The organism is Maribacter halichondriae (assembly GCF_027474825.1).
Classification (GTDB): domain Bacteria; phylum Bacteroidota; class Bacteroidia; order Flavobacteriales; family Flavobacteriaceae; genus Meishania; species Meishania halichondriae.
The window spans coordinates 1,928,263-1,949,686 of sequence record NZ_CP107030.1 but is presented as its reverse complement, the minus strand read 5'-3'; the positions used below and the strand labels follow the sequence as shown (position 1 = coordinate 1,949,686).

Below are 21,424 nucleotides of genomic sequence, written 5' to 3'. Positions count from 1 at the left end.
AAAGACAGATTTTGTTTCTAAAAAAGGAATAAAAACAGCAAACTGATAAAAATCAAAAAACCTCACGGAATGTGAGGTTTTTGTTCAGGGTATCTTTATTATGGACGGTCTTCGTGATTAAGGGATTGCTTCCCCCATAGCTATCTGGGTCGCAATGACATCATTCTAATTGTTCAGGGCTTCGGCAGTTTATAAATTTGGCTCCGCTATCGCTACACCTAATTGTTCAACGCTTCCGCTCCACCAACGATTTCAAGTATTTCATTGGTAATAGCCGCCTGTCTTGCTTTATTATAGGTCAGTTTCAACTGATCTCGCATTTCGGTCGCGTTGTCGGTCGCCTTGTGCATCGCCGTCATACGGGCACCGTGTTCACTGGCAAACGAATCGCGAATTCCTTTATACAATTGTGTCTTTAAGGATTTCGGAATCAATTGTTCAACGATTTCGACTTTTGAGGGCTCAAAGATGTAGTCAGCAGCGGAATTCTCGCTTCCTTCCATAGGAACGATTGGCAAAAATTGCTCCGTCATGATAATCTGAGTAGCGGCATTCTTGAACTTGTTGTATACAATATCAATACGATCGTAATCACCAGTGGTAAAATGTTCCATCAAATCTTCAGCAATGGCCGAGACATTTTCAAAAGTCAAATCGTCAAAGACCTTACTATGATTTGCGATTACATTGAACTTTTTACCCAAAATATCATTGCTCTTTTTTCCAATGGCCATAATATCGACCTGCTTGCCAGCATAGGTCTCTTCTGCCAATAAGTAGCCTTGCTTTATGATATTTGAGTTGAAAGCACCACAAAGACCTCTATTCGATGTTATGGCAACCAATAAGACCCTATTTATCTCACGGTTATCCGAATATTTATTTCCAGCCTCAAGACTTCCGCTCAAACTTTGTAGTAGCTCGGTTAGTTTATTGGCGTAAGGCCGCATGGCGGTAATAGCATCTTGGGCTTTCTTTAACTTTGCAGCCGATACCATTTTCATGGCACTGGTTATCTGCATGGTCGAAGATACCGATGCTATTCTGTTTCGTATTTCTTTTAAGTTCGCCATTTCTCGTTGTTATGGTGACTTGACTAAGCTCTGTACTTTCCGGAAAGATCCTTGGCGACAGCAGTCAACGTGTCGATAACCTCATCGGTCAATTTGCCCGCTTTCAACGTATCCAAAACATCTCTATGTTTGGCGTTCAAGAATTCTAGGTAATCCCTTTCAAATTCTTTTACTTTCTCGACAGGAACATCACGCAACAAGTTCTTTGAACCTGCATAAATGATAGCTACTTGATCTTCAACGGTAAATGGATCGTTCTGTGCTTGCTTCAGGATTTCAACATTACGACGTCCTTTTTCGATAACATTCAAAGTAGCCGCATCCAAATCGGAACCGAATTTGGCAAAGGCCTCCAATTCACGGAACTGTGCCTGATCTAATTTCAAGGTACCAGCAACTTTTTTCATGGACTTGATTTGGGCGTTACCTCCAACGCGCGATACCGAAATACCCACGTTAATCGCAGGACGAACCCCTTGATTGAACAAATCTTGCTCCAAGAAAATCTGTCCGTCAGTAATGGAGATCACATTCGTCGGGATATAAGCCGAAACGTCACCCGCTTGTGTTTCGATAATCGGCAATGCAGTCAATGACCCACCACCTTTTACCATTGGTTTCAAGACATCTGGCAAATCGTTCATATTCTTTGCGATTTCGTCATCGTTGATGACTTTCGCAGCTCGCTCCAATAAGCGGGAGTGCAAATAGAAAACGTCTCCTGGGTAGGCTTCACGTCCCGGAGGCCTACGTAACAACAACGATACTTCACGATAGGCTACAGCTTGTTTTGAAAGGTCATCATAGATAATCAAAGCCGGACGGCCTGTATCACGGAAATATTCCCCAATAGACGCACCAGCGAACGGAGCATAAACCTGCATCGGTGCTGGATCGGAAGCATTTGCTGCGACAATTGTCGTATAAGCGAGTGCTCCTCTGTCTTCTAACACTTGGGCGATTCCCGCGACGGTAGAAGCTTTTTGACCTATTGCGACATAGATACAATAAACTGGTTCACCAGCATCATAAAATTCTTTTTGGTTCAAGATGGTATCGATACAAACCGTAGTCTTACCAGTCTGACGGTCACCGATTACCAATTCCTTTGTCCACGTCCAACAGGGATCATCGCATCGATGGCTTTGATACCTGACTGTAAGGGTTCGGTAACAGGCTCACGGAAGATTACCCCAGGGGCCTTACGCTCCAAAGGCATTTCATAGGTTTTCCCTGTGATAGGACCTTTACCATCGATTGGGATTCCTAAGGTATCAACCACACGGCCAACAATACCTTCACCCACATTGATAGAAGCAATTCGTTGGGTACGTTTAACGGTATCTCCTTCGCCTACCTGTCTGGAAGGCCCCAATAATACGACCCCTACATTGTCTTCCTCAAGGTTCAAAACGATACCTTCGAGTCCGCCTTCAAACTCGACCAATTCGCCGTATTGTGCGTTCTCAAGTCCGTAGACCCTTGCGATACCATCACCTACCTGTAATACGGTTCCTACTTCGTCTAAAGTAGCGGTTGCATCGAATCCTGATAATTGTTTCTTTAAAATTGCTGATACCTCAGCGGCTTTTACTCCTGCCATTTTATTCAGACGTTAGACTTTAGACGTTAGACGTTAGACATCTTGTCCTTAGTTATTATTATAGACTACTTGCGAATTCTCGCTTCAAATTGTTCAACTTGTTCGCGATGCTAGCATCATATTGCAAATCCCCCACACGTAGGATGAATCCGCCAATGATGCTCTCATCGATTTTATTCTCGATAGTAACTTTATCTGCTGTGAACTTTCCTATTTGCTTTAGTACCTTCTTTTCCAATTCAGCGGTCAAAGGCACAGCAGTCATTACAAATGCGACACCTTCTCCCTTTAACTGTTCGTTTAGAATCGTATATTTCAAAGCAACTTCATTCAACATGCCGATACGTTTGTTATCTACCAACATATCGAGCAAACCTCCTGTAATCGAATGGCTTCCTTTAAATATTGCGTTCAAAGCCTTTTTCTTATTTGCGCCAGGAATTACCGGACTTGCCAACATTTCACGAAGTTCCTTGCTTTCAGAAACAGTGCTGGATATTGACCGCATATCCTTTTCCAAAGCATCAGTAGCTTTGTTCTCTACCGCAAGGTCAAGAATCGCTTTGGCATATCGTATGGCCGCTCTAGAATCGCTCATGCTTATTTCTTAGTTCAATTTGATATCACCCAACATATCCTCGACCAACTTTAATTGTTTGTCTTTGTTCGAGAGTTGTTCTTTGATGACCTTTTCCGCAATTTCCACGGAAAGGTTGGCCACTTGGCTCTTGATATCGGCAACGGCCGCCTTCTTTTCACTTTCAATGGTGGCCTGTGCCTGCTTTATCATCTTATCACCCTCTACTCTTGCCAGTTCTTTTGAATCGGAAATCATTTTTTCCTTTAATTCACGTGCTTCTTTCAACATTGCTTCCCGCTCTGCCCTTGCTTCCTTCAACAACTTTTCGCTGTCAGCAGTGACGTTCTGCATTTCCTTTTTTGCTTCCTCTGCGGCGGCAAGTGCATTTTTTATCCCATCTTCACGTTCGTTGACGGCATTCAAAATGGGTTTCCATGCAAATTTCCTCAAAAGAAGAAGTAGAAGGACGAACAGCAATATTTGCCAGAAAAATAGTCCGAATGAAAAATCGTTGATTAACTTATCCATAATTCAATTTGTTTAAAACTTCAATAAAAACAACGGCAGTAACCAACCGTTACCGCCGTTATTGATACTCCTAGCTTACGAACAATGCCGCAAACCCAATACCTTCAATAAGCGCCGCTGCAATCAACATCGCTGTTTGAATTTTACCAGTAGCCTCTGGCTGACGGGCAATAGCGTCCATCGCTGAACCACCGATTCTACCAATACCGATACCTACACCGATAACAATCAAACCTCCACCTACAATACCTGGAATCTCCATAAATATATAATTAAGAATTAAACATTCAATTTTACTTCGGCTACATTCTGCAACCGTGATTAATGTGCCTCCTCATGGTCATGCTCCTCAACAGCAAATCCGAAATACAATGCTGATAACAAGGTAAATATGTACGCTTGCAACGCTGCCACCAACAACTCGATTATCGAAAGGAAAAAGGCAAGGACCAACGAAAGGCCACCCCCTATCCAATTCTGAACAAAAAATACCAAAGCAATAATGCTCATCAATACTACGTGCCCAGCCATAATGTTCGCATACAATCGAATCATCAGAGCGAAAGGCTTAATGAAAACACCCAATAATTCAATAGGTGCCAAAATAAACTTCATAGGTACAGGCACCCCTGGCATCCAAAAAATATGTTTCCAATAATTCTTGTTCCCCGAAAATTGAGTGATGATGAATGTTATAATTGCCAAAGCAAAGGTTACGGCAATATTACCAGTAACATTGACTCCTAATGGAGTTAGCCCAAAAAGGTTCAAAAACCATATAAAAAAGAATACGGTCAGCAGATAGGGCATGAACTTTTTATACTTGGGGCCTATGTTCGGTTTGGCAATATCGTCTCGAATGTATAGGACTATCGGCTCGAAGAATCTGCCCGCACCTGTTGCGATAGGGCCTTTTTTGAATGACTTAGCCAAACCAGCGAAAAGCAAGAACATCAGTAATCCGGTTACGAACATCATGACTACGTTCTTGGTAATCGAAAAATCCAAAGGTTTGGCATTTGTTGGATGATGTTCTTCATCATAATTGATAGTTCCCGCCGCATCGGTCTTGTACACCTTGTTATGATACAACTTATAATGGTTGCCATTGCTTTCGGCAACAGTCTCGCCGTGATGGAACTTCGAGGAAGAAAATACATGCAATCCATCGTCCCAAAGTATAACTGGAAGCGGAAAACCATAATGTTTACCAGTCTCAGAGTCGGAAAAAAAGGTAAACGAATATGAGTCTTGGATATGGTGCTCGATATCTTCGTCTATTTCCTCTTCCATTCCCGCATTGTTGGCGCCTTCCGGAACGTCGATATGATGTTCGACGCCTTGGGCGAAAATCGTGCCGCTAAAAAAGAGTAATCCAATAAAAAGAAACTTGGTAAAGTAGTTGATATGCATAAAGCTCAAAAAATATCGGTCTCTAAAAATCGGTGCAAATGTACGGCATTCTTTCAAAAAGAAAAAAGCAAAACCACTCTTTATTTCAAGTGGTTTTGTCATCCAATTTTTTGAGCATTTTGGCGGTAAAAATAGTCTCTATGAGGAGGCTAATCAGATATGGAACAAAGAAAGCCGCGAACTCCAATGTATCCATTTCGCCATCGGCACGGTATACCGGATAGAAGATGATAAAAAACAAAGTGAATTTTATAAAACTACCTGCAATGAAAAGAAAGCCGATATAATTCTTGAGCCGATATCGAAATAGAAACAGTACAATGAAAATAACCGCTGCAAGAAGGGCATTGATCCAATACGAACGAACGATTAAATTATCATAGGGCAAATAATCATAAATAGATAGTAGTTTGGTATGAATAAAGAAAAACAAAACCAAGGAACCTATCAACCATAAAAGAAACCTTATAATCACACCTCTATTATGTTTCAATTCTTAAGCCTTTTTAACTGTTGCAAAACTACATATAATGAAATTGCCACACCTAATAGTGTGGCAATCGCCGTATATATCTTCTTGTCATTTTGGTTATGGTCATCGAGCCAAAGACCTCCTTTAGCCGCTAAAAAGATTATAGCGCCCATTTCGAAGGCAATACCCGAAAGTACCGCAAAGTTCTTGAAATTACTTTTTGGTTTACGAGGCTTTTGCTGCTTCACTGCCCGGTTTAGAACTTGAACTGCTAGAAAGGGCCGATTTGAATCCGGATGAAGATCCTGTATTCGGGCTTGAACTTGAACTTGAGCTAGAAGCCGAACTGCTGCTCGAACTACTACTTATCGAACCACCTTTGCCTTTCATATTACAGGAAGCGTTAAAGGTCGCCCCTGGCTCAACCGCCAATTTCGATACTACTACGGTACCTTCGATTACGGCCGATGCTTTTAAGGAGAGTAGGTCAGAGACCAATAGCTCGCCATTGAAGCTTCCTTCAATGTCGGCATTGACACATTCTACTTTTCCGTGGATATAGCCATCTTTTCCGATGACCACTTTACCGGACGTCTTGACGTTGCCGTCCAATTTTCCGTCAATTCGAAAATCTGCTTCCGAGATGATCTCTCCTTTGATTTTCGTGTTCTTTTCGATTCTGTTGGGTTGTCCTCCGATTTCGTTCATAGTTCTAGGTTTTTGTCTGTCTGAAAACATTCGTTAAGGTTTTGGGGTTAAAAGCATATTCTTATAATCTTGTAGGTTTTTATGCACCTGTATTGTTTTATAGTTGGATGATAATATTACGAAATTTTCATTTTTTATCTTATAGTCTTTGTTTTTTTGGAGCAATTCTACGTACCCGAGGGCAAAATCTTTTGACTTAAACCCGTGTACGACAACAAATTGGTCTTCCAAGGTATAAATATCTTTTGAAACTGTGTTCTTATATTTTAAATCTTTTATCGATTTTTCCAATTTCTCTTTCAATTCCAAAGCCTTTTCGTTCTCTTGACGTTTGAAAGGGAAAACGACCTTCCAATTTCCGGTACCGGTTACGCCTACTTCCGTTGAAAATTCCTTGGGCTCCAATTTGGGCAATTGTTCGGCAATCATCTGTTCGGCTTTTTTGCCTTCAGGATTATTCGGATAGGTCAATGCCACATAGTTCAACGCCTCTTTGAAGGGTTCGTAACCGTTCAATCGACCTATGGCATTCGCTTTCAACATTTCAAACTTTGGTACTATAGGGTCACCTGTATATTTATTTATATTTTCCTCGGCCTCGGTAATTACCCTAAGAAATTGCTGATCTCGGAACAATTTGAAGAGTTCACCATAACGCACATCAGGACTATCGGAACTATCCGCCAAAACGGCCTGTGGGTTTAACAATATTTCCGCATAACGAGAATCTCCATGATTTTTGATGATGTCATCTTTCATCGAAATGGCCAGCGGACTGCCCTCTTCTTCATAGATCTTATATAAGTTGTATTTGGAAGGAAGTATCAACCGCTCCTCAGGATCTGATTTTAGAACATCTTCCAATTTTCCGGCCGCCAAAAGGTTTTCCTTGAATTTTTCCTTATAAATCAATCCCAATTGATAATTGGCAAAGTTGCGTTCGGTGTGCAGGCTATCGATGACCGAAACTTCTGTCGGAATTCTATCTATATAAAAGTCCAATGAATACTTTTCGTCCAACGACGGTTCGCGATCCAAGCTATCAACCTGAGCTATGGCCGTCTCTTCGTTCGAGGCGGCAATGATACTTTTATTGCTCCAACGCCAATCGTCTTCAAGTTCACGGTTGCCCCATTTGTTGGTGAAATCGTTTTTGCCGTATCCTAGGCTCTGCAAGTTGTAGAAATAGAATTTGCCTTTATTTTCCTTGCCTCCTTTTGAGTCGGCAAACGAGGCAAAACTAGCCGTAATCTTCTCTTCGGCTTTTTTGGCCGCTTCTTCATCGGCCTTTTTTATTTCCGCAATAAACTCCTCGAAATAGGCGACCCGCTCGTCGGGAGACATATTGTAGAGGGTAATCACGCTATCGGCGTGTTGCGCGATGTCTTCGTATTTGATGACATCTTCTAGGTTGTCCAATTTCTTCTTGGTCGCCCTGAATTTTTTAGTATTCTCCGGAAGATTGGTCAGCACACTATCATAATAGGCCCCCGCAGTCTTGTATTCGTTTTCGTCAAAATTGTATTCGGCCAAGTTCTCGTAGTTCAGCGCATTCAATTTTGGTTCATTTTGAGTGGCCCTAAGCGATTTATTGAAATAGACCAGTGCCAAGCTATCGGAGCTTCGGTTTAAATGAAACTCTGCCACCTGACGGTAAATTTTATCCAAAAATGGACGGTTTTCGCGATTTTCTTCCAAATCGGTCAGGTACTCCAAATGTTCTTCCTGATTTTCGTCGATTATTTCGGTATTGCGAAGTTTCTGGATTTCTGCATTAATCATATACACCCGGGGCGACTTTCTGTTCAAATCAATCACCTTGTCAAAAGCATAGTTGGCACTGTCTTTATGCCCAAGCTGATTGTAGAGCTGCCCAATGATATAGTAATATCGGCCTTTTTCAGGATTCTTTTTGGAGTAATGCGAGGCGACCTTCAGTTGCTGGATCGCCGTGTCCAATACCTGTTCGTTGATATAGGCCTGTGCCATCATCGCACGCGCATCGGCATATTCTTGATCTTTCAGGTTTTCATATTTCATCAGACGCTTTAGGTTCTTGATGGCCAAATCTTCATTTTCCAATCGGATGTTGACCTTTTCACGCCAAATATGGGCCTCGTTCAATTTATCGCTATACGTATATTTCTTGATAATATAGTTAAACGCCTCGAGTGCAGGAATATATCGTTGGTCAAAATAGCGTGCCTTGCCCAATAGCAAAAAAGCCTCATCGGTCTGTGGGTTACGCTCCTCATCCTTGATATCCATACTGTGTTTTTGTATGGCCTTGGTCGCCTTTTCTTCGCCTCGGATAAAATTCGGATTATTGTCTTCCGAGTCGAGCTTTAAATCTTCGGTTACCTGCAATCGTTCAATAGGAAGTATTTCCCAATAATCGTCCTTATAGTTTGCGTTAAGTTCTTCCCGGCCTTCGTCAAAGGCAAGATTGCCATTATACAGCACATTGTACTTGGTGTTCAAGGCATGCCAATTACGGTTCAGAAAGGCGTCTTTTTTTGTAGAACAAGCGTTGAAAACGATGCCCCCCAGAACGGCGAATATGATAAGTTTAAATCGTAGTTGCAAAATTGTATATATACGTACGTAATCTAAACTAAAAAACAACGGGAATATTATGCATTTGGTCGGGAAAAACTAAAATAGTAACAATGAGACAACGCAACAAGTCTCCCTAATTTACAGACCGAGCAGTCTATGGCCCCAACATTTCATCGGGAACATGCTTTGTTTTTGGGTAGTTCAAGGATGATTTTAGGCTTAAAATCGAAGAACGTCGTGGTTATTTCTTTATAGAAAAGTAAGCCCCCGACCACACGGTCTATTTCTTAAAAAGTTGGTCGGACCTACATTTTCTCAAGAAGTACTGCAAACTACCAGACCGTGGTTTTCTCAATAGTTGATATACTTCTGTTATACTTACTCTTATATGCAATAGGAGAAAGCCCGACATACTTTTTGAAAAGTAGCCGAAAAGCCTTTTGATCGGCATACCCAACTTTGTACATAATTTCGTTGATGTTTTGCTGCGTCGATTCCAAATTCTTTTTGGCCGCTTCGATCTTGACGCGTTGAATGTATTCCAATGGGGTATTCTGAGTGGCCTTTTTAAAGCGCCGAACAAAATTTCTTCTACTTATCGCATACTTTTGAGCCAGTTTTTCTACTGATATCTTCTTGGAAACATTGTCCTCAATAAACACCTGTGCTTCTTTAATGGCATCGTCTTCATGGTTCTTTTGCCCCTTAAAAATTGCAAATTGATTTTGGTCCTCTCGATCAATCTCTATCTCGAAAAGTTTTGAAAGGTAAATAGCGACCTCACGCCCGCAGTACTTTTCCGTTAAATGTAATATGAGATTCAGAAAAGAGTAGGCCCCACCACTGGTATAGATTCCGTCTTCGTCAGTAACTATTTTGTTCGAAATCAAATTGACCTGTGGGTACAACTGTCTAAATAGTTCCATACCCGCCCAATGTGTAGAACATTGTTTTCCGTCGACCAAACCGGTTTGAGCAAGTGTAAAGGCACCCATACACATGCTACCGATTTCTGCATTGTTTTGGCTTCGTTGTCTTCTGATCCACGGTATGAATCCAGTATTTTCTTCCAAACTTTCAAGTAAACTATCAGGTTTTACCGCAGGTATCAAAATAAGGTCAGTTTTTTGAACCTCATCAATAGTCGTATCGCAGTGTATGCTAAAGGCCCCATTATAGAGAACGGTATCCTTCTCCAAACCCACCAGATGTATATCAAAGAAATTCACCTGGTTTTGACCGGTTTGTTTCAAAAACTCATTGGCAGCCGAGAAGACTTTGAAAGGCCCCACTACATTGCTCAAAATTACGTTGTTCTTTGGCACCAAAATACTTACATGTTTCATCCTTACTATATTTTCTATAAAAATAGAACGCTTTTTTGGCACAATCAACCCCTAAAAGTGTCTGATTTGCCCTTTTTGATCTGAATGTTCCTTTCGTAGCTTTGAGAAATCATCCCAATTGAATTAGAAAGAAGCTATGGGCGAAAAAGGAAGCAAAATGACAAACGATTCGGTTCTAATGGTCGAATTACTACTAGAGAAACTCGAGCGCATTGGAAGTATTTCGACCAAAAAAATGTTCGGTGGACATGGTGTTTTTCATAACGGCAAGATATTCGGAATGGTTGATTCAAAGGGACAGGCCTTTCTTAAGGCAAGTGAAAATAACAAAGCTGAATTCGAGCAAAACGGGTCGCAAAAACATGGCAAAATGCCTTATTATTCTATTCCGGAAGACATTTTAGCGGATTCGGAAAAGCTCTTGGATTGGGCTGAAAAATCCATAGCTGGTTTAAAATAAAGCATATGTAACGGATTTACAATTATGAACAAGAATGCAGAAGTAGACACTTTCTTAAAAGAGAAAAAGCATCCGATGGACAAAGAAATACGGCGTGTTCGCGAAATTATCCTTCAAGTAAACCCCAAAATAGAGGAGGCCATTAAATGGAAGAGTCCTACTTTTATGTACAAGGGAAACATTGCCTCCTTTTTTATGAACGCCAAGAAATTCGTAAGTCTTATGTTTCATAAGGGGGCATTGATAAAGGATACTCACAGCTTGCTGGAAGGCGATGGAAAAGAGGCGCGAGTAGCTCGTTTTAAGAATTTGGAAGATATTGAAGAAAAAAAGGAAGCATTAGCGTCCATAATCAAGGAATGGATTCGTCTTCAGGATAGCGAATAGTTTTAAAAATAATGTTATGATTACGAAAGCCTATTCCTCATTCTTCAAAGAACTCTCAAAAAACAACCACAAAGAATGGTTCCAAGCCAACAAAAAAAGGTACGAAATAGATGTTAAGGAACCCTTTATGCAATTACTTGAAGATTTGCTTCCTCCGCTTCGGGAATGGGACGACAGAATTCTACCCAACCCCAAAAAAGCTGTTTTTCGAATCAATCGGGACATTCGCTTTGCAAAGGATAAATCACCTTATAACACGATTATGAAGGCGGGATTTTCCGCAGAAGGGAAGAAATCCATTTACCCGGGATACTATTTGGGCATCGATGGCGAAAATATTCATGTCTGTGGCGGACTTTTTATGATCCGCCCTCCTGAATTGAAAAAAGTACGGGAGCATATCGCCAAGAATCCAGAAAAATTAGTGTCGATAATCACGGAAAAAGATTTTACCCACAACTTCGGAAAACTTAAAGGGGATAAGGCAAAAAGGATTGATAAAAGTTTTTTGCCCGTTGCCGAAAAAACGGATCGATCTACAACAAACAATTTTATGCTTTTGCGGAATTTCCCTTGGCTCCTTATTACGACTCGGAATCGTTGAATCAAGAAATATTGGACCATTTTGAACAAATCAATCCGCTGAACACGTATTTGAACAATGCTTTTATATAAATCAACATAGTTTATCCATCAATTAAAAACAGAAGATTATGACTACACAAGAAGTTGCCGACAAATTGGTCGGCTATTGCAGAACCGGACAATTCGACAACGCCATGCAAGAACTGTACGGAAAAAACATCGTTAGCATTGAGCCAAAAGGTGCCCCAATGGAAAGAGCCGAAGGCTACGAGGCCGTCATGCAAAAAGCGGAATACTTTAATAATATGGTAGCCGAATTCCATGGCAACGAGGTCTCTGACCCCTTGGTCGCCGATAATTATTTTTCGTGCCGTATGAAAATGGATGCCACTTTTAAAGAAGGAGGCCGACAGGCCATGGAAGAAATATGCCTTTATCAGGTAGCCGATGGGAAAATCGTCAAAGAGGAGTTTTTCTATACCCCTACACCGCCTCAGGGCTAACATAAAGAACCAATCTTAACCTTAATTGGGTTTCCCTAAACTACTAAAGGGAAACCCATTTTTATCCAGCAAAAAAGCTTTCCAGTTCTCGAAGCGTTTCCGTAGAGGTCTCAATGTCCCGTACGATTTCGCCCTTGTTCAAGACAACGATCCGTTCACAGACTTCCGTTACATGGATTAGATCATGGCTCGAGACCAAAACGGTCACCCCTTGTTTCGCTGCCAGGTCTTTGATAATTCCCTTTAATCGGATTTGCGTTGTAGGATCTAGATTGGCAAAAGGTTCATCTAAAATCACTACTTCAGGATTGCCGATAAAGGAAGCCACAATACCCGCTTTTTTCTGGTTTCCCTTTGAAAGGTCGCGCAGATATTTTTTTTGCCCTAGGATTTCCCCATGGAAAAAATCCTGAAAATTGGAAAGCAGCGCATTGACATCCGCCTTGTTCTGATTGCGAAGTTCCCCAATGAAGTAGAAATATTCTTCGGGAGTCAAATATCCGATCAAAAAGGTCTCATCAATAAAGGAGGAGGTAAAGGGTTTCCAAGCCTCGCTCTTATCTACCTGGACTTCATTATTAACGATGTGGCCCGTTGTGGGCTGAATCAAGTCGAGCAAAAGACTGAAAAAAGTAGTCTTTCCCGCACCATTGTTACCTACTAGGCCGAAACTTTGGCCTTTGGGTATTTCAAGATGCTCAATGTTCAGCACGATTTGGCTTCCGTATTTTTTGGTCAGATTTTGTGTTGTTATCATAATTCAAATTTTGTCCTCCTGTCACATTATTTAACTGTTCTTTTCTTTAAATCCGGCAATCATGGCGTATTTTTTCTTTCGGTAGGCATCTGTTATTTTATCCAATAATTGCTTGCGAAAAGCGAAGCCGATAACCCCCAGTGTGCCCAACGTTAGCAATGCTACCTCAAAGGAAACGAAGGTCTTTAAAACAAAATAGATAATACTTGGTACGACCATCAAGGGCAGCAAGACCAAAAATTGGGTCGCGCTGGTGCCCTGCATATTGCCCATGGCACTTTTGGTCAGGTCAATACGTTTTTTGTTAAAGGAACCGAAATACAATATTACAGGTATGTTCACGCCGAGATTATAAATCGCACAGGCAAAATTAATGGCCAAGGCCTGCCAACCGAAATATACATAGGGAATGGAGAGCAAGAACATAAAGACCACACTGACCGAAATAAGTCCCGCCTTTGATTCTAGATAACTGCGTAGAGGAATGTTCTGCGCCATCATCATGCTATAATATTCACTGTCCCACGCGGGTATGAACTGCCCGAAATTCGAAAGGAACATACCGGTCATAAATATCCCGACGAACAGATAGATGGTCGATGTGCTTCCATAGGTATCCAAACTATAGAATATCAATCCGTAGAAAATCATTGCCATCGAAATAAAGAACTGCATTTTGGTTCGCTTGTTGCGCCAAATGAGCTTCATATCGAGCTGTAAGAAGGGCGCTATGCTACCAAAACGCTTGGTCCATGCCAAATCGGAGGTGATAGCTTCCTTGGTTTTCTTTTTTAGGGACGCGTCCAAAAAGATTCGATTCCGTAAAAACTTATAGTTTACATAGTACAGCCCAATAACCGTCAATAGGGGCACCAGCGCCAAAGCGGGATTCTGATACAATGCATAAAACAGCTTACCGGAATATTCCGTAACGGGAAATATCCCAAAACGCTCAAGGCCATATAATCCGACAATCAATATTCCCAAAGCAATAAGCACTTTATCACTTTTATTGATTATGAAGTTCAGATAATTGATGACCAAGATGATACAGATCAAAGAAAAGAGCCATACCAACACGTTGAGTGCCGGATACCCTTTTATCAACAACACAATCACAAACGGAACAAATAAAAATAACGAGAGAATGTTATAAAATGAAACGCTCGAACGACCCAGAATGTAATGTGTTATACTACTTTTTTTGACGGGTAACATGAGCAATGGCTTTACATCCATCACTGGAAGCTTCTGCATAAAGTATCGGAAGAATAGTTCGATGAGTATCCAATAGATAACATATTCGCTTACTTTGAGCATGGGGTCCACTCCAGGGAAAACCTCCTCCAATATAAAATAAAGGCCTGATCCAAGACCGACCAAAGAGACCAGCATGTAGATGGCGAGAAAAATCATCAAAATGCGTACTGCAAGTCCTTTTCCGAAGGAAGACGATCTAAAAAAAGACTTCCATTGCAAGCTGACAAAATGTTTGAACATTGGTTGGAGGTTTTTTGGTTAGTGCAGTAAATATAAAATTTGTTACAAACCAAAGCTATTTTTTCCTGTTTCCATTTTACTATGGTATTTCCATTGCTTAATTTTGCAATCCATAAATAAAAAGTAAGCGGTCGGCAGTAACAGTAGGCAGTTTCAATACAGGTACTTTTGACTCTTTAGCTTTTTAATTCCTTTACTTAAAAAACATGGCCGATTTCCATCACCTCAAGGTTAAGCACATAAAATCGCTTACTCCAAGTTCTGTTGCTATTACTTTTGAAATTCCAGGAGCTTTAATCCAGACTTTCGATTTTATTCCAGGACAGTACATTACCATCAAAAAGGAAATTAAGGGCAAAGAATTACGTAGGGCGTATTCTATTAGCTCCTCCCCTAAAAAGGACAGTATCACCATAGGTGTTAAAAAAGTGGATAAAGGCGGATTCTCGGATTACGCCAACACCAAACTGGCCGTAGGCGATATTCTTGAGGTCATGCCCCCAGAAGGTCGCTTCGTTTTCAGCCCGAACCCCAACCCGAAAAATATCATCGCATTTGCTGCCGGAAGCGGAATTACCCCGATAATGAGTATAGCGCGGAGTGTTTTGGCCAGCAACCCCGTTAATAAATTCGTGTTGGTCTTTGGCAACAAATCGACGAAAGAGACCATGTTCTATACCGATTTGGTGAACTTGGAACTTGACCATCCCAATCGGTTCTTCATTTATTTCACGAATAGCCAAACCCAAGAAAGTGATTCACTTTTTGGACGAATCGATATCTCAACGGTAAACTATGCCCTCAAAAACAAACACAAAGACACTGATTTCGATGCGTATTACCTATGCGGGCCAGAGGCAATGATCAATCTGGTTTCAGAAACTTTACAGGAGAATGATATTCCTAAGGAAAAAATACATTTTGAGCTCTTCACCACCACGGAAATTTTGGACGAACTCCCCGAAAAGGCCGATGGCAAGACCGAGGTTACCATTGTTTTGGACGATGAAGAGTTTAGTCTTTCCATGAACAAAAATGAACTCGTTCTCGATGCCGTTCTGAAACAGAACATCGACGCGCCTTATTCGTGCCAAGGAGGAGTCTGTAGTAGTTGTATCGCTCGCATTACCGAAGGAAAGGTGGAAATGGTCAAAAACCGGATCCTGACCGACGGCGAAATTGCCGAAGGCCTTGTACTCACTTGCCAGTCGCATCCAATTACGCCGACATTGAAGGTAGACTACGATAATGTATAACCGGAAAGAGTATTTTCTATGATTTAGGTTTCACGGGATAGTTCCTCTAGCTTACGGGAAGCATGTTCATACCCGATAAAATAAGCTTTTTCAATACCTTTTTTATCCAAGACTCCTATTTTTTCAAGTTCCAAGGGTTCGAAAACCAAATCGCATTGTCTGATTTTTTGTCGATTGATGGCATAGATCATCAATGAAGTCGTTCGATTTGCGAGCTGTAACGACGAATTAATGTCTTTTTTTCGACCTGTTTGATGACAGAAACATTACTTCCGATAATGTAATCAACTTTGTTTTTTAGCGGTTCCAAAGGGAAGTTGTTCATAATACCGCCATCGGCATAAAAACAATTATTGATTTCCAAGGGACTAAATACGGGAGGCAAAGCGGCCGAAGCCAAAAGAGGCCGCACCAATTCTCCTGATGAAAAAAACTCCTCCTCGCCCTTCTGCATATTGGTGGCCACCACATACAACTCTCTTTTCAGCTCTTCGAAATATTCGGGAAAATAGCGCTGAAAGACTTCGAAATACCGTTCGGTATCAACGAGACCGGGCTTCATTATTGTAAAGAAATTATATTTAAACAACGGAGTTTCCTTGAAGAACGACAACATATCGGCTACCGACGTGCCATTCGCGTATAAGGCGCCAACAAGAGCGCCGACACTACTGCCGGAGACAATTTTTGCGGATACAGCATGTTCTTCCAAAGCGCGAATTACCCCAATATGTGCCATGCCCCTGACCCCGCCTCCAGAAAGCACTAATCCAACAGATTCGGATTTCAAGTTCATACCCAACTATTTAAAAGACAAAAGTAATATGCTTAAAGCGTTTTGTTCAAAACTTAGTGTAATTAAAAAAGTGTGCCATCGACAAAACCCATAACTTCTTTTTATCGTAAGTTTACAGAGCACTCTATTATGCAGGTATCAAAACAACATTCAACAGCGATTTTAGTTTTCGCCAATTCTTCAATCGAGGAAATGCAGCACAAAAAAATTGCATGTGGAGAACAGCTTTTTGATTCCCTGACCCAACAAACCTTAAAAACGGTCAAAAAGACCAAAATTCCATTTTTTCACCTTACGGAGGTTGAGCAAAAAGGAGATTCCTTCGGTGAACGTTTTACAAATGCCATACAATATGTTTTCGACCAAGGGTTTGAAAATGTCATTACAGTTGGCAATGACAGTCCGCATTTGACCAAAGCACATATACTACATGCAATTTCTCACTTAGAACAGAGCAGGTCGGTAATCGGCCCTTCGGCGGATGGGGGGTTTTACTTGATGGGTTTACATCGCTCGGACTTTGAAAAGTCCGATTTTGAGTTGCTGTCTTGGCAAACATCACGTATTCGCAAAGAAGTCCTCGATTTATTATCGCTTTCCTCTGAGAAAATTCATCTACTTCACACACTTTTTGATATCGACACGTTTTTTGACGTCAAACTAATCGCAAAATATGCTTCCGGACTTAGCCAAAATATATTGCGGCTGATACGCTCGATGACTTCGCTCAGCAACAAATTGGAAATTCCCAAATTTTCATTGGTTTCCTCGGTTCACTCCCAGATTCACTTTAATAAGGGCTCGCCTATCCGCTCTTTTTCCTAATTATCTCTTTTCAATTTCTTAAGGATTTCAATATAAATGAGGTTTAGAGACGCTTGGCGTACTAAATAACTTTAAACACTATATCATGGCAAACCCATATTACGACGCGGCCGATCTGCGCAAATTCGGCAAAATCACGGAATGGAGCGAAGAGCTCGGCAATAAATTCTTTGAATACTACGGCAAAGTCTTTGAGGAAGGCGCACTTTCAGCAAGGGAAAAATCATTGATCGCCCTAGCTGTAGCCCATGTGGTCAAATGCCCCTACTGCATTGATGCCTACACCAAAGACGGACTCGAAAAAGGCATCACCAAAGAAGAAATGATGGAAGCCGTACATGCCGGAGCAGCTATCGAAAGTGGTGCGACCTTGGTACATGGAGTTCAGATGATGAACAAGTATAATAAGTTGAGTATGTAATATAGTTGACGGTTAATAGTTGTTGGTTGTCAGTTAAAAGTGTGGCAACCAGTAACGAATAACCAGCAACGAACAACTAAAACATGGCTACAAAATCATTAAAAGCAAGGCATAACGAACTTGTCAAGAATAATAGGCAACTCGAAATCCTCAACGGGGGAATCTTCGCTGATGGCGAACTGCCCTTTTTCAAGGATAAGATCGCTAACATCGGACAATTCCCTTTACGACCGAAAAAATTGGAAATCTTACAGATTAACGTGGGCTATATGTGTAACCAGGTCTGCGAACACTGCCATGTCGATGCCGGACCGGACAGGAAGGAGATTATGACCCGCGAGACCATGCAACTCTGTTTGGAAGTCATCAAAAATACCAAGGCACATACATTGGACCTTACGGGAGGTGCTCCTGAGCTGAACCCCGATTTTCGTTGGTTCGTTGAAGAAGCGGCAAAAGCTGGAATACAAGATTTTATAGTGCGTTCGAATTTGACCATCATCCGAGCAAATAAAAAATACCACGACCTTCCAGAGTTTTTCAAAAAGCATAATGTGCACGTAATCTCATCCATGCCGCATTATACCCGAGGCAAAACGGACAAGCAACGTGGCGATGGGGTTTTTGATAAATCCATCAAAGCATTGCAAGAATTAAATGAAGTGGGTTATGGAAGGCCAGATAGTCCGTTGCGATTAGATTTGGTCTATAACCCCTCCGGAGCCTATCTGCCAGGAGACCAGTCGGCCATGGAGCGTGATTTTAAAAAAGCGTTGAAAGAGGATTTCAATATTGAATTCCATAATCTATTTGCGATTACGAACTTGCCTATTGCAAGATTTTTAGATTATCTCATAGCTTCGGAAAATTATGAGGACTATATGTATGCTTTGGTAGAAGCCTATAATCCTGCTGCGGTGGAAAATGTGATGTGTACGAATACCATTTCCATCAGTTGGGACGGGTGGTTATACGACTGCGATTTTAATCAGATGTTGGATTTGAAAGTAGCAAGTAAAATCAAGCACATCAAGGATTATAATGAGGATATTTTAAACGATAGGAATATCATCATCTCTCAGCATTGCTATGGTTGTACGGCAGGTGCCGGAAGTAGTTGTCAAGGTGTGGTAACATAGTCCATAATTTAAAGGACAAATAGCGCTATTATATTTTTTTGACCACTCATTTATTTGATGACAACCGACCAATACGTCGGTAAACGATCATATTCGGTAAGAAAAGTAGTGCGTTTGATGCATTTCATCGAAAAATACCACTAAATATCGTATTCAACTCAACAAATAGGGTTTCATGGAGTTACTATAACAGACCGCATGGTCTTTATTAACTCAATCCCCTAAATCTCATGGAAAAAAACCTAAAACGACTAGCTACCATGCAGCGCATGGAAATCAAAGGCCTCGAACTATTCTACGCCAAAGGATATCACAGCACCAGTGTAGATGATATCTTGAAAGAACTTTCACTCTCCAAAGGTGCCTTCTATTATCATTATGATTCGAAAGAGGATTTCTTTATTCAGATCATTCAAAACCTTTTGGTCCGTAAAATTTACAGCATGCTGATCGAGCCCATCGAAGGGCATGAGAATCCGTTGGAACTGATTACAAACTGTTTTGAAGAGGCCCTGGAAACCGCTGTGCACAATGAAATGGATTATGGCTTTCTCTTAAGTAATTTTTTGAACGAGTTCAATGGTAGAAATCCAAGGATTATGGAACCCTTGAACGATATTCTAAAGGTATGGGAGGTCAACTTGGTATCGGCCATTCAACGCGGTAAGTTCAATGGGCATATCGATAGGCATGTTGATAGTGAAGGAGCTGCCGTCTACTTGATGAGTTCATTTATCGGAATTCGGACGCTAATGGTAGAAAGTGCCCCAAGTGCCAGAAAATATAGGTTTATGGCGCAATTGCGTCAATATTTCAAATCTATCGAGGCCAAACATTCTTCGGTATGATTGTCTTTTTTAATCGCCTAGAACTTCCTTTATTTTTGTCACAACGGCCTCGGCAGAAATAGTTTCCATGACCGTTTCATAGCCACGGGGTATTTTATTGCCGTAAATGGAAGTCGGGATTAATGGATATTTTGTTCTATCGGCCAGTAAGGAGTTATTGAGATCTTGCCCGAATGGAGCGAACCCTGCGTACGGATGTGTAACGCCCCATAAAGTGACTACCGGAATATCGTACATGGCCGCAAGATGACCATTGGCACTATCCATGGAAAGCATGAGGTCGAGATTGGAAATTAGCGCCAGTTCTTCGTGTAATGAAAGTTTTTCGGCAATTACGATACAGTTTGAATCCGTTTCCGCTAGGTTCTCTAGCGCCGCTTGTTCTTTTTTACCTCCCCCAAAAAGCAAAAGTTTATAGCGCTGCGTGCTCCCCAATAGCTCAATTACTTTTTTCATCAACGCCAAAGGGTACATCTTTCCTTCATGTGCCGCGAAAGGAGCGATCCCGACCCATTTTTTTGGTTCACGACCGATGTGTTTCAAAATGGAGTCGAACAATTTTTCTTTGGAGTACAAAGAAACTTTAGAAAGGTCCAACGGCAAATCCATTTCAGCAAAAACGTCGGCATATCTTTGATGCGTTGATTTCAAGGGCTTGAACACCTTATTTTTTAAAGCGGTAAGTACTTTTTTATCCCTTCTAGCCTTATCCAACTGAAAAAAAGGAATTCCTCCTAACTGAAAATAATACCTCAGTACATTGGTACGCAATACGTTGTGTAAATCAGCGACTCCATCCAACCCGCGCGCCTTCAGTTCAGTGTATAATTTCCAAAGTCCGAAGGGCCCTTTGTGTTTTCCTTTCAGGTCCGCTTCAAAGACCGTAACATTTTCCAGTTGACTGAATAAAGGTTTAAAAAAACCTCTAGTTAGCACTGTTATATGAACTTCAGGATGCTGTTGCAAAAGGGCGCGGAGTACCGGCACGGTCATGGCCACGTCTCCCAGGGCCGAAAAACGAATGACTAAGATATGTATTGGAGATCTATCACTTGGTGCCACGCAGTACGGGGTTTAATTCCTCGTCATTGTACATCTTCATTTGTTTGTAGACTTTCATGTACTTTCTTCCGGCCCCGATATCGGTCAACAATTGGTCGATCGCCGTTGACAGATCTTTACGCTGCTCAAGAAGTATGTTCAACTTATGGGTACACTTTTCGATATGCGTTGCCGATGCGTCGGTTCTATTGACCTCTTCTTGCATATGATAAATTTTGAGTGCCAAAATCGACAGACGGTCGATAGCCCAAGCCGGACTTTCAGTATTGATCGTTGCATCCTCCAAAATTTCTACCGATTGGTATTTATTCAGAAAATAGCTATCGATATATTCGACCAAATCGGTTCTATCTTGATTACTGGCATCGATTTTACGCTTTAGAACCAAGGCATCCTGCGCATTGATATTCGGGTCTCGAATAATGTCTTCATAATGCCATTGTACGGTATCTATCCAATTTTTTCGATAGAGCAAATGATCAATTTCCCCCTTTGGATACGGGTTCGAAAAGGATTGATAGACATCGTCTTTCTCATGATATTTGGATATACTTTCCTCAAAAATGTCAAAAGCGAACTTGCTGAACATAGGTGCGAAATTTA

At 41.3% G+C, this 21,424-nt stretch carries 25 protein-coding genes and 1 pseudogene; 9 read left to right on the top strand and 17 right to left on the bottom strand.

Annotation, left to right across the window (positions count from 1 at the left end; genetic code table 11):
• Window positions 1–218 precede the first annotated feature (218 nt).
• The 11 genes and pseudogenes from atpG to N8A86_RS08810 form a co-directional block, all read right to left on the bottom strand.
• Window positions 219–1,073, bottom strand: coding sequence for an ATP synthase F1 subunit gamma (atpG, locus tag N8A86_RS08860; RefSeq protein WP_273568721.1), 855 nt, complete (start codon window positions 1,071–1,073; stop codon window positions 219–221).
• A 23-nt stretch (window positions 1,074–1,096) separates the two neighbouring features.
• Window positions 1,097–2,676: pseudogene (atpA, locus tag N8A86_RS08855) on the bottom strand (F0F1 ATP synthase subunit alpha).
• Between the two features lie 58 nt (window positions 2,677–2,734).
• Window positions 2,735–3,274, bottom strand: a complete 540-nt coding sequence (gene atpH, locus N8A86_RS08850) for an ATP synthase F1 subunit delta (protein WP_273568720.1) — start codon at window positions 3,272–3,274, stop codon at window positions 2,735–2,737.
• Between the two features lie 9 nt (window positions 3,275–3,283).
• Entirely contained in the window at window positions 3,284–3,784 is a 501-nt protein-coding gene (locus tag N8A86_RS08845; RefSeq protein WP_273568719.1) for a F0F1 ATP synthase subunit B, read from the bottom strand.
• A 70-nt stretch (window positions 3,785–3,854) separates the two neighbouring features.
• On the bottom strand, window positions 3,855–4,046 hold the full coding sequence (gene atpE, locus N8A86_RS08840) for an ATP synthase F0 subunit C (RefSeq protein ID WP_273568718.1): 192 nt from the start codon (window positions 4,044–4,046) through the stop codon (window positions 3,855–3,857).
• A 59-nt stretch (window positions 4,047–4,105) separates the two neighbouring features.
• The gene (atpB, locus tag N8A86_RS08835; RefSeq protein WP_430682198.1) at window positions 4,106–5,197 is read right to left on the bottom strand and encodes a F0F1 ATP synthase subunit A; all 1,092 of its coding nucleotides are present in this window, start codon (window positions 5,195–5,197) and stop codon (window positions 4,106–4,108) included.
• 85 nt (window positions 5,198–5,282) lie between these two features.
• Window positions 5,283–5,690, bottom strand: coding sequence for a hypothetical protein (locus N8A86_RS08830; RefSeq protein ID WP_273568716.1), 408 nt, complete (start codon window positions 5,688–5,690; stop codon window positions 5,283–5,285).
• Window positions 5,687–5,917 (bottom strand): AtpZ/AtpI family protein, encoded by a 231-nt coding sequence (locus tag N8A86_RS08825; RefSeq protein ID WP_273568715.1) that lies wholly within the window; start codon window positions 5,915–5,917, stop codon window positions 5,687–5,689. Before N8A86_RS08825 ends, N8A86_RS08830 begins: the two co-directional genes overlap by 4 nt.
• Window positions 5,895–6,377 carry a bactofilin family protein gene (locus N8A86_RS08820; RefSeq protein ID WP_337251785.1) on the bottom strand — a complete coding sequence of 161 codons (483 nt, stop codon included), beginning with the start codon at window positions 6,375–6,377 and terminating at the stop codon, window positions 5,895–5,897. The genes N8A86_RS08825 and N8A86_RS08820 overlap by 23 nt, the downstream gene beginning before the upstream one ends.
• A 33-nt stretch (window positions 6,378–6,410) precedes the next feature.
• On the bottom strand, window positions 6,411–8,963 hold the full coding sequence (gene porW, locus N8A86_RS08815) for a type IX secretion system periplasmic lipoprotein PorW/SprE (RefSeq protein ID WP_273568713.1): 2,553 nt from the start codon (window positions 8,961–8,963) through the stop codon (window positions 6,411–6,413).
• 305 nt (window positions 8,964–9,268) lie between these two features.
• Window positions 9,269–10,282 carry a GlxA family transcriptional regulator gene (locus N8A86_RS08810; protein WP_273568712.1) on the bottom strand — a complete coding sequence of 338 codons (1,014 nt, stop codon included), beginning with the start codon at window positions 10,280–10,282 and terminating at the stop codon, window positions 9,269–9,271.
• Window positions 10,283–10,439: 157 nt separating this feature from the next.
• Here N8A86_RS08810 and N8A86_RS08805 point away from each other — a divergent pair, with 157 nt between their 5' ends.
• The 4 genes from N8A86_RS08805 to N8A86_RS08790 all read left to right on the top strand — a co-directional run bounded on the left by N8A86_RS08805 (window position 10,440) and on the right by N8A86_RS08790 (window position 12,217).
• Entirely contained in the window at window positions 10,440–10,742 is a 303-nt protein-coding gene (locus N8A86_RS08805; protein WP_273568711.1) for a TfoX/Sxy family protein, read from the top strand.
• A gap of 24 nt (window positions 10,743–10,766) precedes the next feature.
• Window positions 10,767–11,129, top strand: a complete 363-nt coding sequence (locus N8A86_RS08800; protein ID WP_273568710.1) for a DUF1801 domain-containing protein — start codon at window positions 10,767–10,769, stop codon at window positions 11,127–11,129.
• Between the two features lie 16 nt (window positions 11,130–11,145).
• Entirely contained in the window at window positions 11,146–11,733 is a 588-nt protein-coding gene (locus tag N8A86_RS08795) for a DUF2461 domain-containing protein (RefSeq protein WP_273568709.1), read from the top strand.
• Window positions 11,734–11,842: 109 nt separating this feature from the next.
• Complete coding sequence (locus N8A86_RS08790; RefSeq protein ID WP_273568708.1) at window positions 11,843–12,217, top strand: SnoaL-like domain-containing protein; 375 nt, start codon at window positions 11,843–11,845, stop codon at window positions 12,215–12,217.
• Between the two features lie 61 nt (window positions 12,218–12,278).
• Here N8A86_RS08790 and N8A86_RS08785 read toward each other — a convergent pair whose 3' ends face one another.
• The gene (locus N8A86_RS08785) at window positions 12,279–12,974 is read right to left on the bottom strand and encodes an ABC transporter ATP-binding protein (protein WP_273568707.1); all 696 of its coding nucleotides are present in this window, start codon (window positions 12,972–12,974) and stop codon (window positions 12,279–12,281) included.
• 30 nt (window positions 12,975–13,004) lie between these two features.
• On the bottom strand, window positions 13,005–14,474 hold the full coding sequence (locus tag N8A86_RS08780; RefSeq protein WP_273568706.1) for a DUF5687 family protein: 1,470 nt from the start codon (window positions 14,472–14,474) through the stop codon (window positions 13,005–13,007).
• Between the two features lie 206 nt (window positions 14,475–14,680).
• On the opposite strand from N8A86_RS08780, the gene N8A86_RS08775 reads away from it, so the two are divergent.
• Window positions 14,681–15,730, top strand: coding sequence for a ferredoxin--NADP reductase (locus tag N8A86_RS08775; protein ID WP_273568705.1), 1,050 nt, complete (start codon window positions 14,681–14,683; stop codon window positions 15,728–15,730).
• Window positions 15,731–15,753: 23 nt separating this feature from the next.
• Here the strand turns inward: N8A86_RS08775 and N8A86_RS21555 are convergent, their stop codons facing one another.
• Window positions 15,754–15,921: a hypothetical protein gene (locus N8A86_RS21555; RefSeq protein WP_337251784.1), complete on the bottom strand. Its 168-nt coding sequence runs from the start codon at window positions 15,919–15,921 to the stop codon at window positions 15,754–15,756.
• A complete protein-coding gene (locus tag N8A86_RS08770) occupies window positions 15,921–16,526 on the bottom strand; it encodes a patatin-like phospholipase family protein (RefSeq protein ID WP_337251783.1) in 606 nt (201 codons plus the stop codon). Before N8A86_RS08770 ends, N8A86_RS21555 begins: the two co-directional genes overlap by 1 nt.
• 129 nt (window positions 16,527–16,655) lie before the next feature.
• Between N8A86_RS08770 and N8A86_RS08765 the strand changes: the two genes are divergently transcribed.
• From N8A86_RS08765 to N8A86_RS08750, 4 genes are all read left to right on the top strand, one after another.
• The gene (locus tag N8A86_RS08765) at window positions 16,656–17,351 is read left to right on the top strand and encodes a TIGR04282 family arsenosugar biosynthesis glycosyltransferase (RefSeq protein WP_273568704.1); all 696 of its coding nucleotides are present in this window, start codon (window positions 16,656–16,658) and stop codon (window positions 17,349–17,351) included.
• Window positions 17,352–17,436: 85 nt separating this feature from the next.
• Complete coding sequence (locus N8A86_RS08760) at window positions 17,437–17,772, top strand: arsenosugar biosynthesis-associated peroxidase-like protein (protein WP_273568703.1); 336 nt, start codon at window positions 17,437–17,439, stop codon at window positions 17,770–17,772.
• A gap of 83 nt (window positions 17,773–17,855) precedes the next feature.
• A complete protein-coding gene (gene arsS / locus N8A86_RS08755; RefSeq protein ID WP_273568702.1) occupies window positions 17,856–18,911 on the top strand; it encodes an arsenosugar biosynthesis radical SAM (seleno)protein ArsS in 1,056 nt (351 codons plus the stop codon).
• 230 nt (window positions 18,912–19,141) lie between these two features.
• The gene (locus tag N8A86_RS08750) at window positions 19,142–19,759 is read left to right on the top strand and encodes a TetR/AcrR family transcriptional regulator (RefSeq protein ID WP_273568701.1); all 618 of its coding nucleotides are present in this window, start codon (window positions 19,142–19,144) and stop codon (window positions 19,757–19,759) included.
• Window positions 19,760–19,768: 9 nt separating this feature from the next.
• On the opposite strand, the gene N8A86_RS08745 is transcribed toward N8A86_RS08750, so the two are convergent.
• A complete protein-coding gene (locus N8A86_RS08745; RefSeq protein WP_273568700.1) occupies window positions 19,769–20,821 on the bottom strand; it encodes a glycosyltransferase family 9 protein in 1,053 nt (350 codons plus the stop codon).
• On the bottom strand, window positions 20,808–21,410 hold the full coding sequence (locus N8A86_RS08740; RefSeq protein ID WP_273568699.1) for a DUF4254 domain-containing protein: 603 nt from the start codon (window positions 21,408–21,410) through the stop codon (window positions 20,808–20,810). Before N8A86_RS08740 ends, N8A86_RS08745 begins: the two co-directional genes overlap by 14 nt.
• Window positions 21,411–21,424 lie beyond the last annotated feature (14 nt).

Excerpts from the sequence above, each read along its gene's own strand:
- N8A86_RS08765 (WP_273568704.1), top strand. The coding sequence starts at position 16,656 with ATGCAGGTATCAAAACAACATTCAACAGCGATTTTAGTTTTCGCCAAT.
- N8A86_RS08810 (WP_273568712.1), bottom strand. The coding sequence starts at position 10,282 with ATGAAACATGTAAGTATTTTGGTGCCAAAGAACAACGTAATTTTGAGC.
- atpH (WP_273568720.1), bottom strand. The coding sequence starts at position 3,274 with ATGAGCGATTCTAGAGCGGCCATACGATATGCCAAAGCGATTCTTGAC.
- atpE (WP_273568718.1), bottom strand. The coding sequence starts at position 4,046 with ATGGAGATTCCAGGTATTGTAGGTGGAGGTTTGATTGTTATCGGTGTA.
- N8A86_RS08820 (WP_337251785.1), bottom strand. The coding sequence starts at position 6,377 with ATGAACGAAATCGGAGGACAACCCAACAGAATCGAAAAGAACACGAAA.
- N8A86_RS21555 (WP_337251784.1), bottom strand. The coding sequence starts at position 15,921 with ATGATCTATGCCATCAATCGACAAAAAATCAGACAATGCGATTTGGTT.
- N8A86_RS08795 (WP_273568709.1), top strand. The coding sequence starts at position 11,146 with ATGATTACGAAAGCCTATTCCTCATTCTTCAAAGAACTCTCAAAAAAC.
- N8A86_RS08790 (WP_273568708.1), top strand. The coding sequence starts at position 11,843 with ATGACTACACAAGAAGTTGCCGACAAATTGGTCGGCTATTGCAGAACC.
- arsS (WP_273568702.1), top strand. The coding sequence starts at position 17,856 with ATGGCTACAAAATCATTAAAAGCAAGGCATAACGAACTTGTCAAGAAT.
- N8A86_RS08800 (WP_273568710.1), top strand. The coding sequence starts at position 10,767 with ATGAACAAGAATGCAGAAGTAGACACTTTCTTAAAAGAGAAAAAGCAT.
- N8A86_RS08770 (WP_337251783.1), bottom strand. The coding sequence starts at position 16,526 with ATGAACTTGAAATCCGAATCTGTTGGATTAGTGCTTTCTGGAGGCGGG.
- N8A86_RS08805 (WP_273568711.1), top strand. The coding sequence starts at position 10,440 with ATGACAAACGATTCGGTTCTAATGGTCGAATTACTACTAGAGAAACTC.
- N8A86_RS08750 (WP_273568701.1), top strand. The coding sequence starts at position 19,142 with ATGGAAAAAAACCTAAAACGACTAGCTACCATGCAGCGCATGGAAATC.
- N8A86_RS08775 (WP_273568705.1), top strand. The coding sequence starts at position 14,681 with ATGGCCGATTTCCATCACCTCAAGGTTAAGCACATAAAATCGCTTACT.
- N8A86_RS08760 (WP_273568703.1), top strand. The coding sequence starts at position 17,437 with ATGGCAAACCCATATTACGACGCGGCCGATCTGCGCAAATTCGGCAAA.
- atpB (WP_430682198.1), bottom strand. The coding sequence starts at position 5,197 with ATGCATATCAACTACTTTACCAAGTTTCTTTTTATTGGATTACTCTTT.
- atpG (WP_273568721.1), bottom strand. The coding sequence starts at position 1,073 with ATGGCGAACTTAAAAGAAATACGAAACAGAATAGCATCGGTATCTTCG.
- N8A86_RS08845 (WP_273568719.1), bottom strand. The coding sequence starts at position 3,784 with ATGGATAAGTTAATCAACGATTTTTCATTCGGACTATTTTTCTGGCAA.
- N8A86_RS08740 (WP_273568699.1), bottom strand. The coding sequence starts at position 21,410 with ATGTTCAGCAAGTTCGCTTTTGACATTTTTGAGGAAAGTATATCCAAA.
- N8A86_RS08780 (WP_273568706.1), bottom strand. The coding sequence starts at position 14,474 with ATGTTCAAACATTTTGTCAGCTTGCAATGGAAGTCTTTTTTTAGATCG.
- N8A86_RS08785 (WP_273568707.1), bottom strand. The coding sequence starts at position 12,974 with ATGATAACAACACAAAATCTGACCAAAAAATACGGAAGCCAAATCGTG.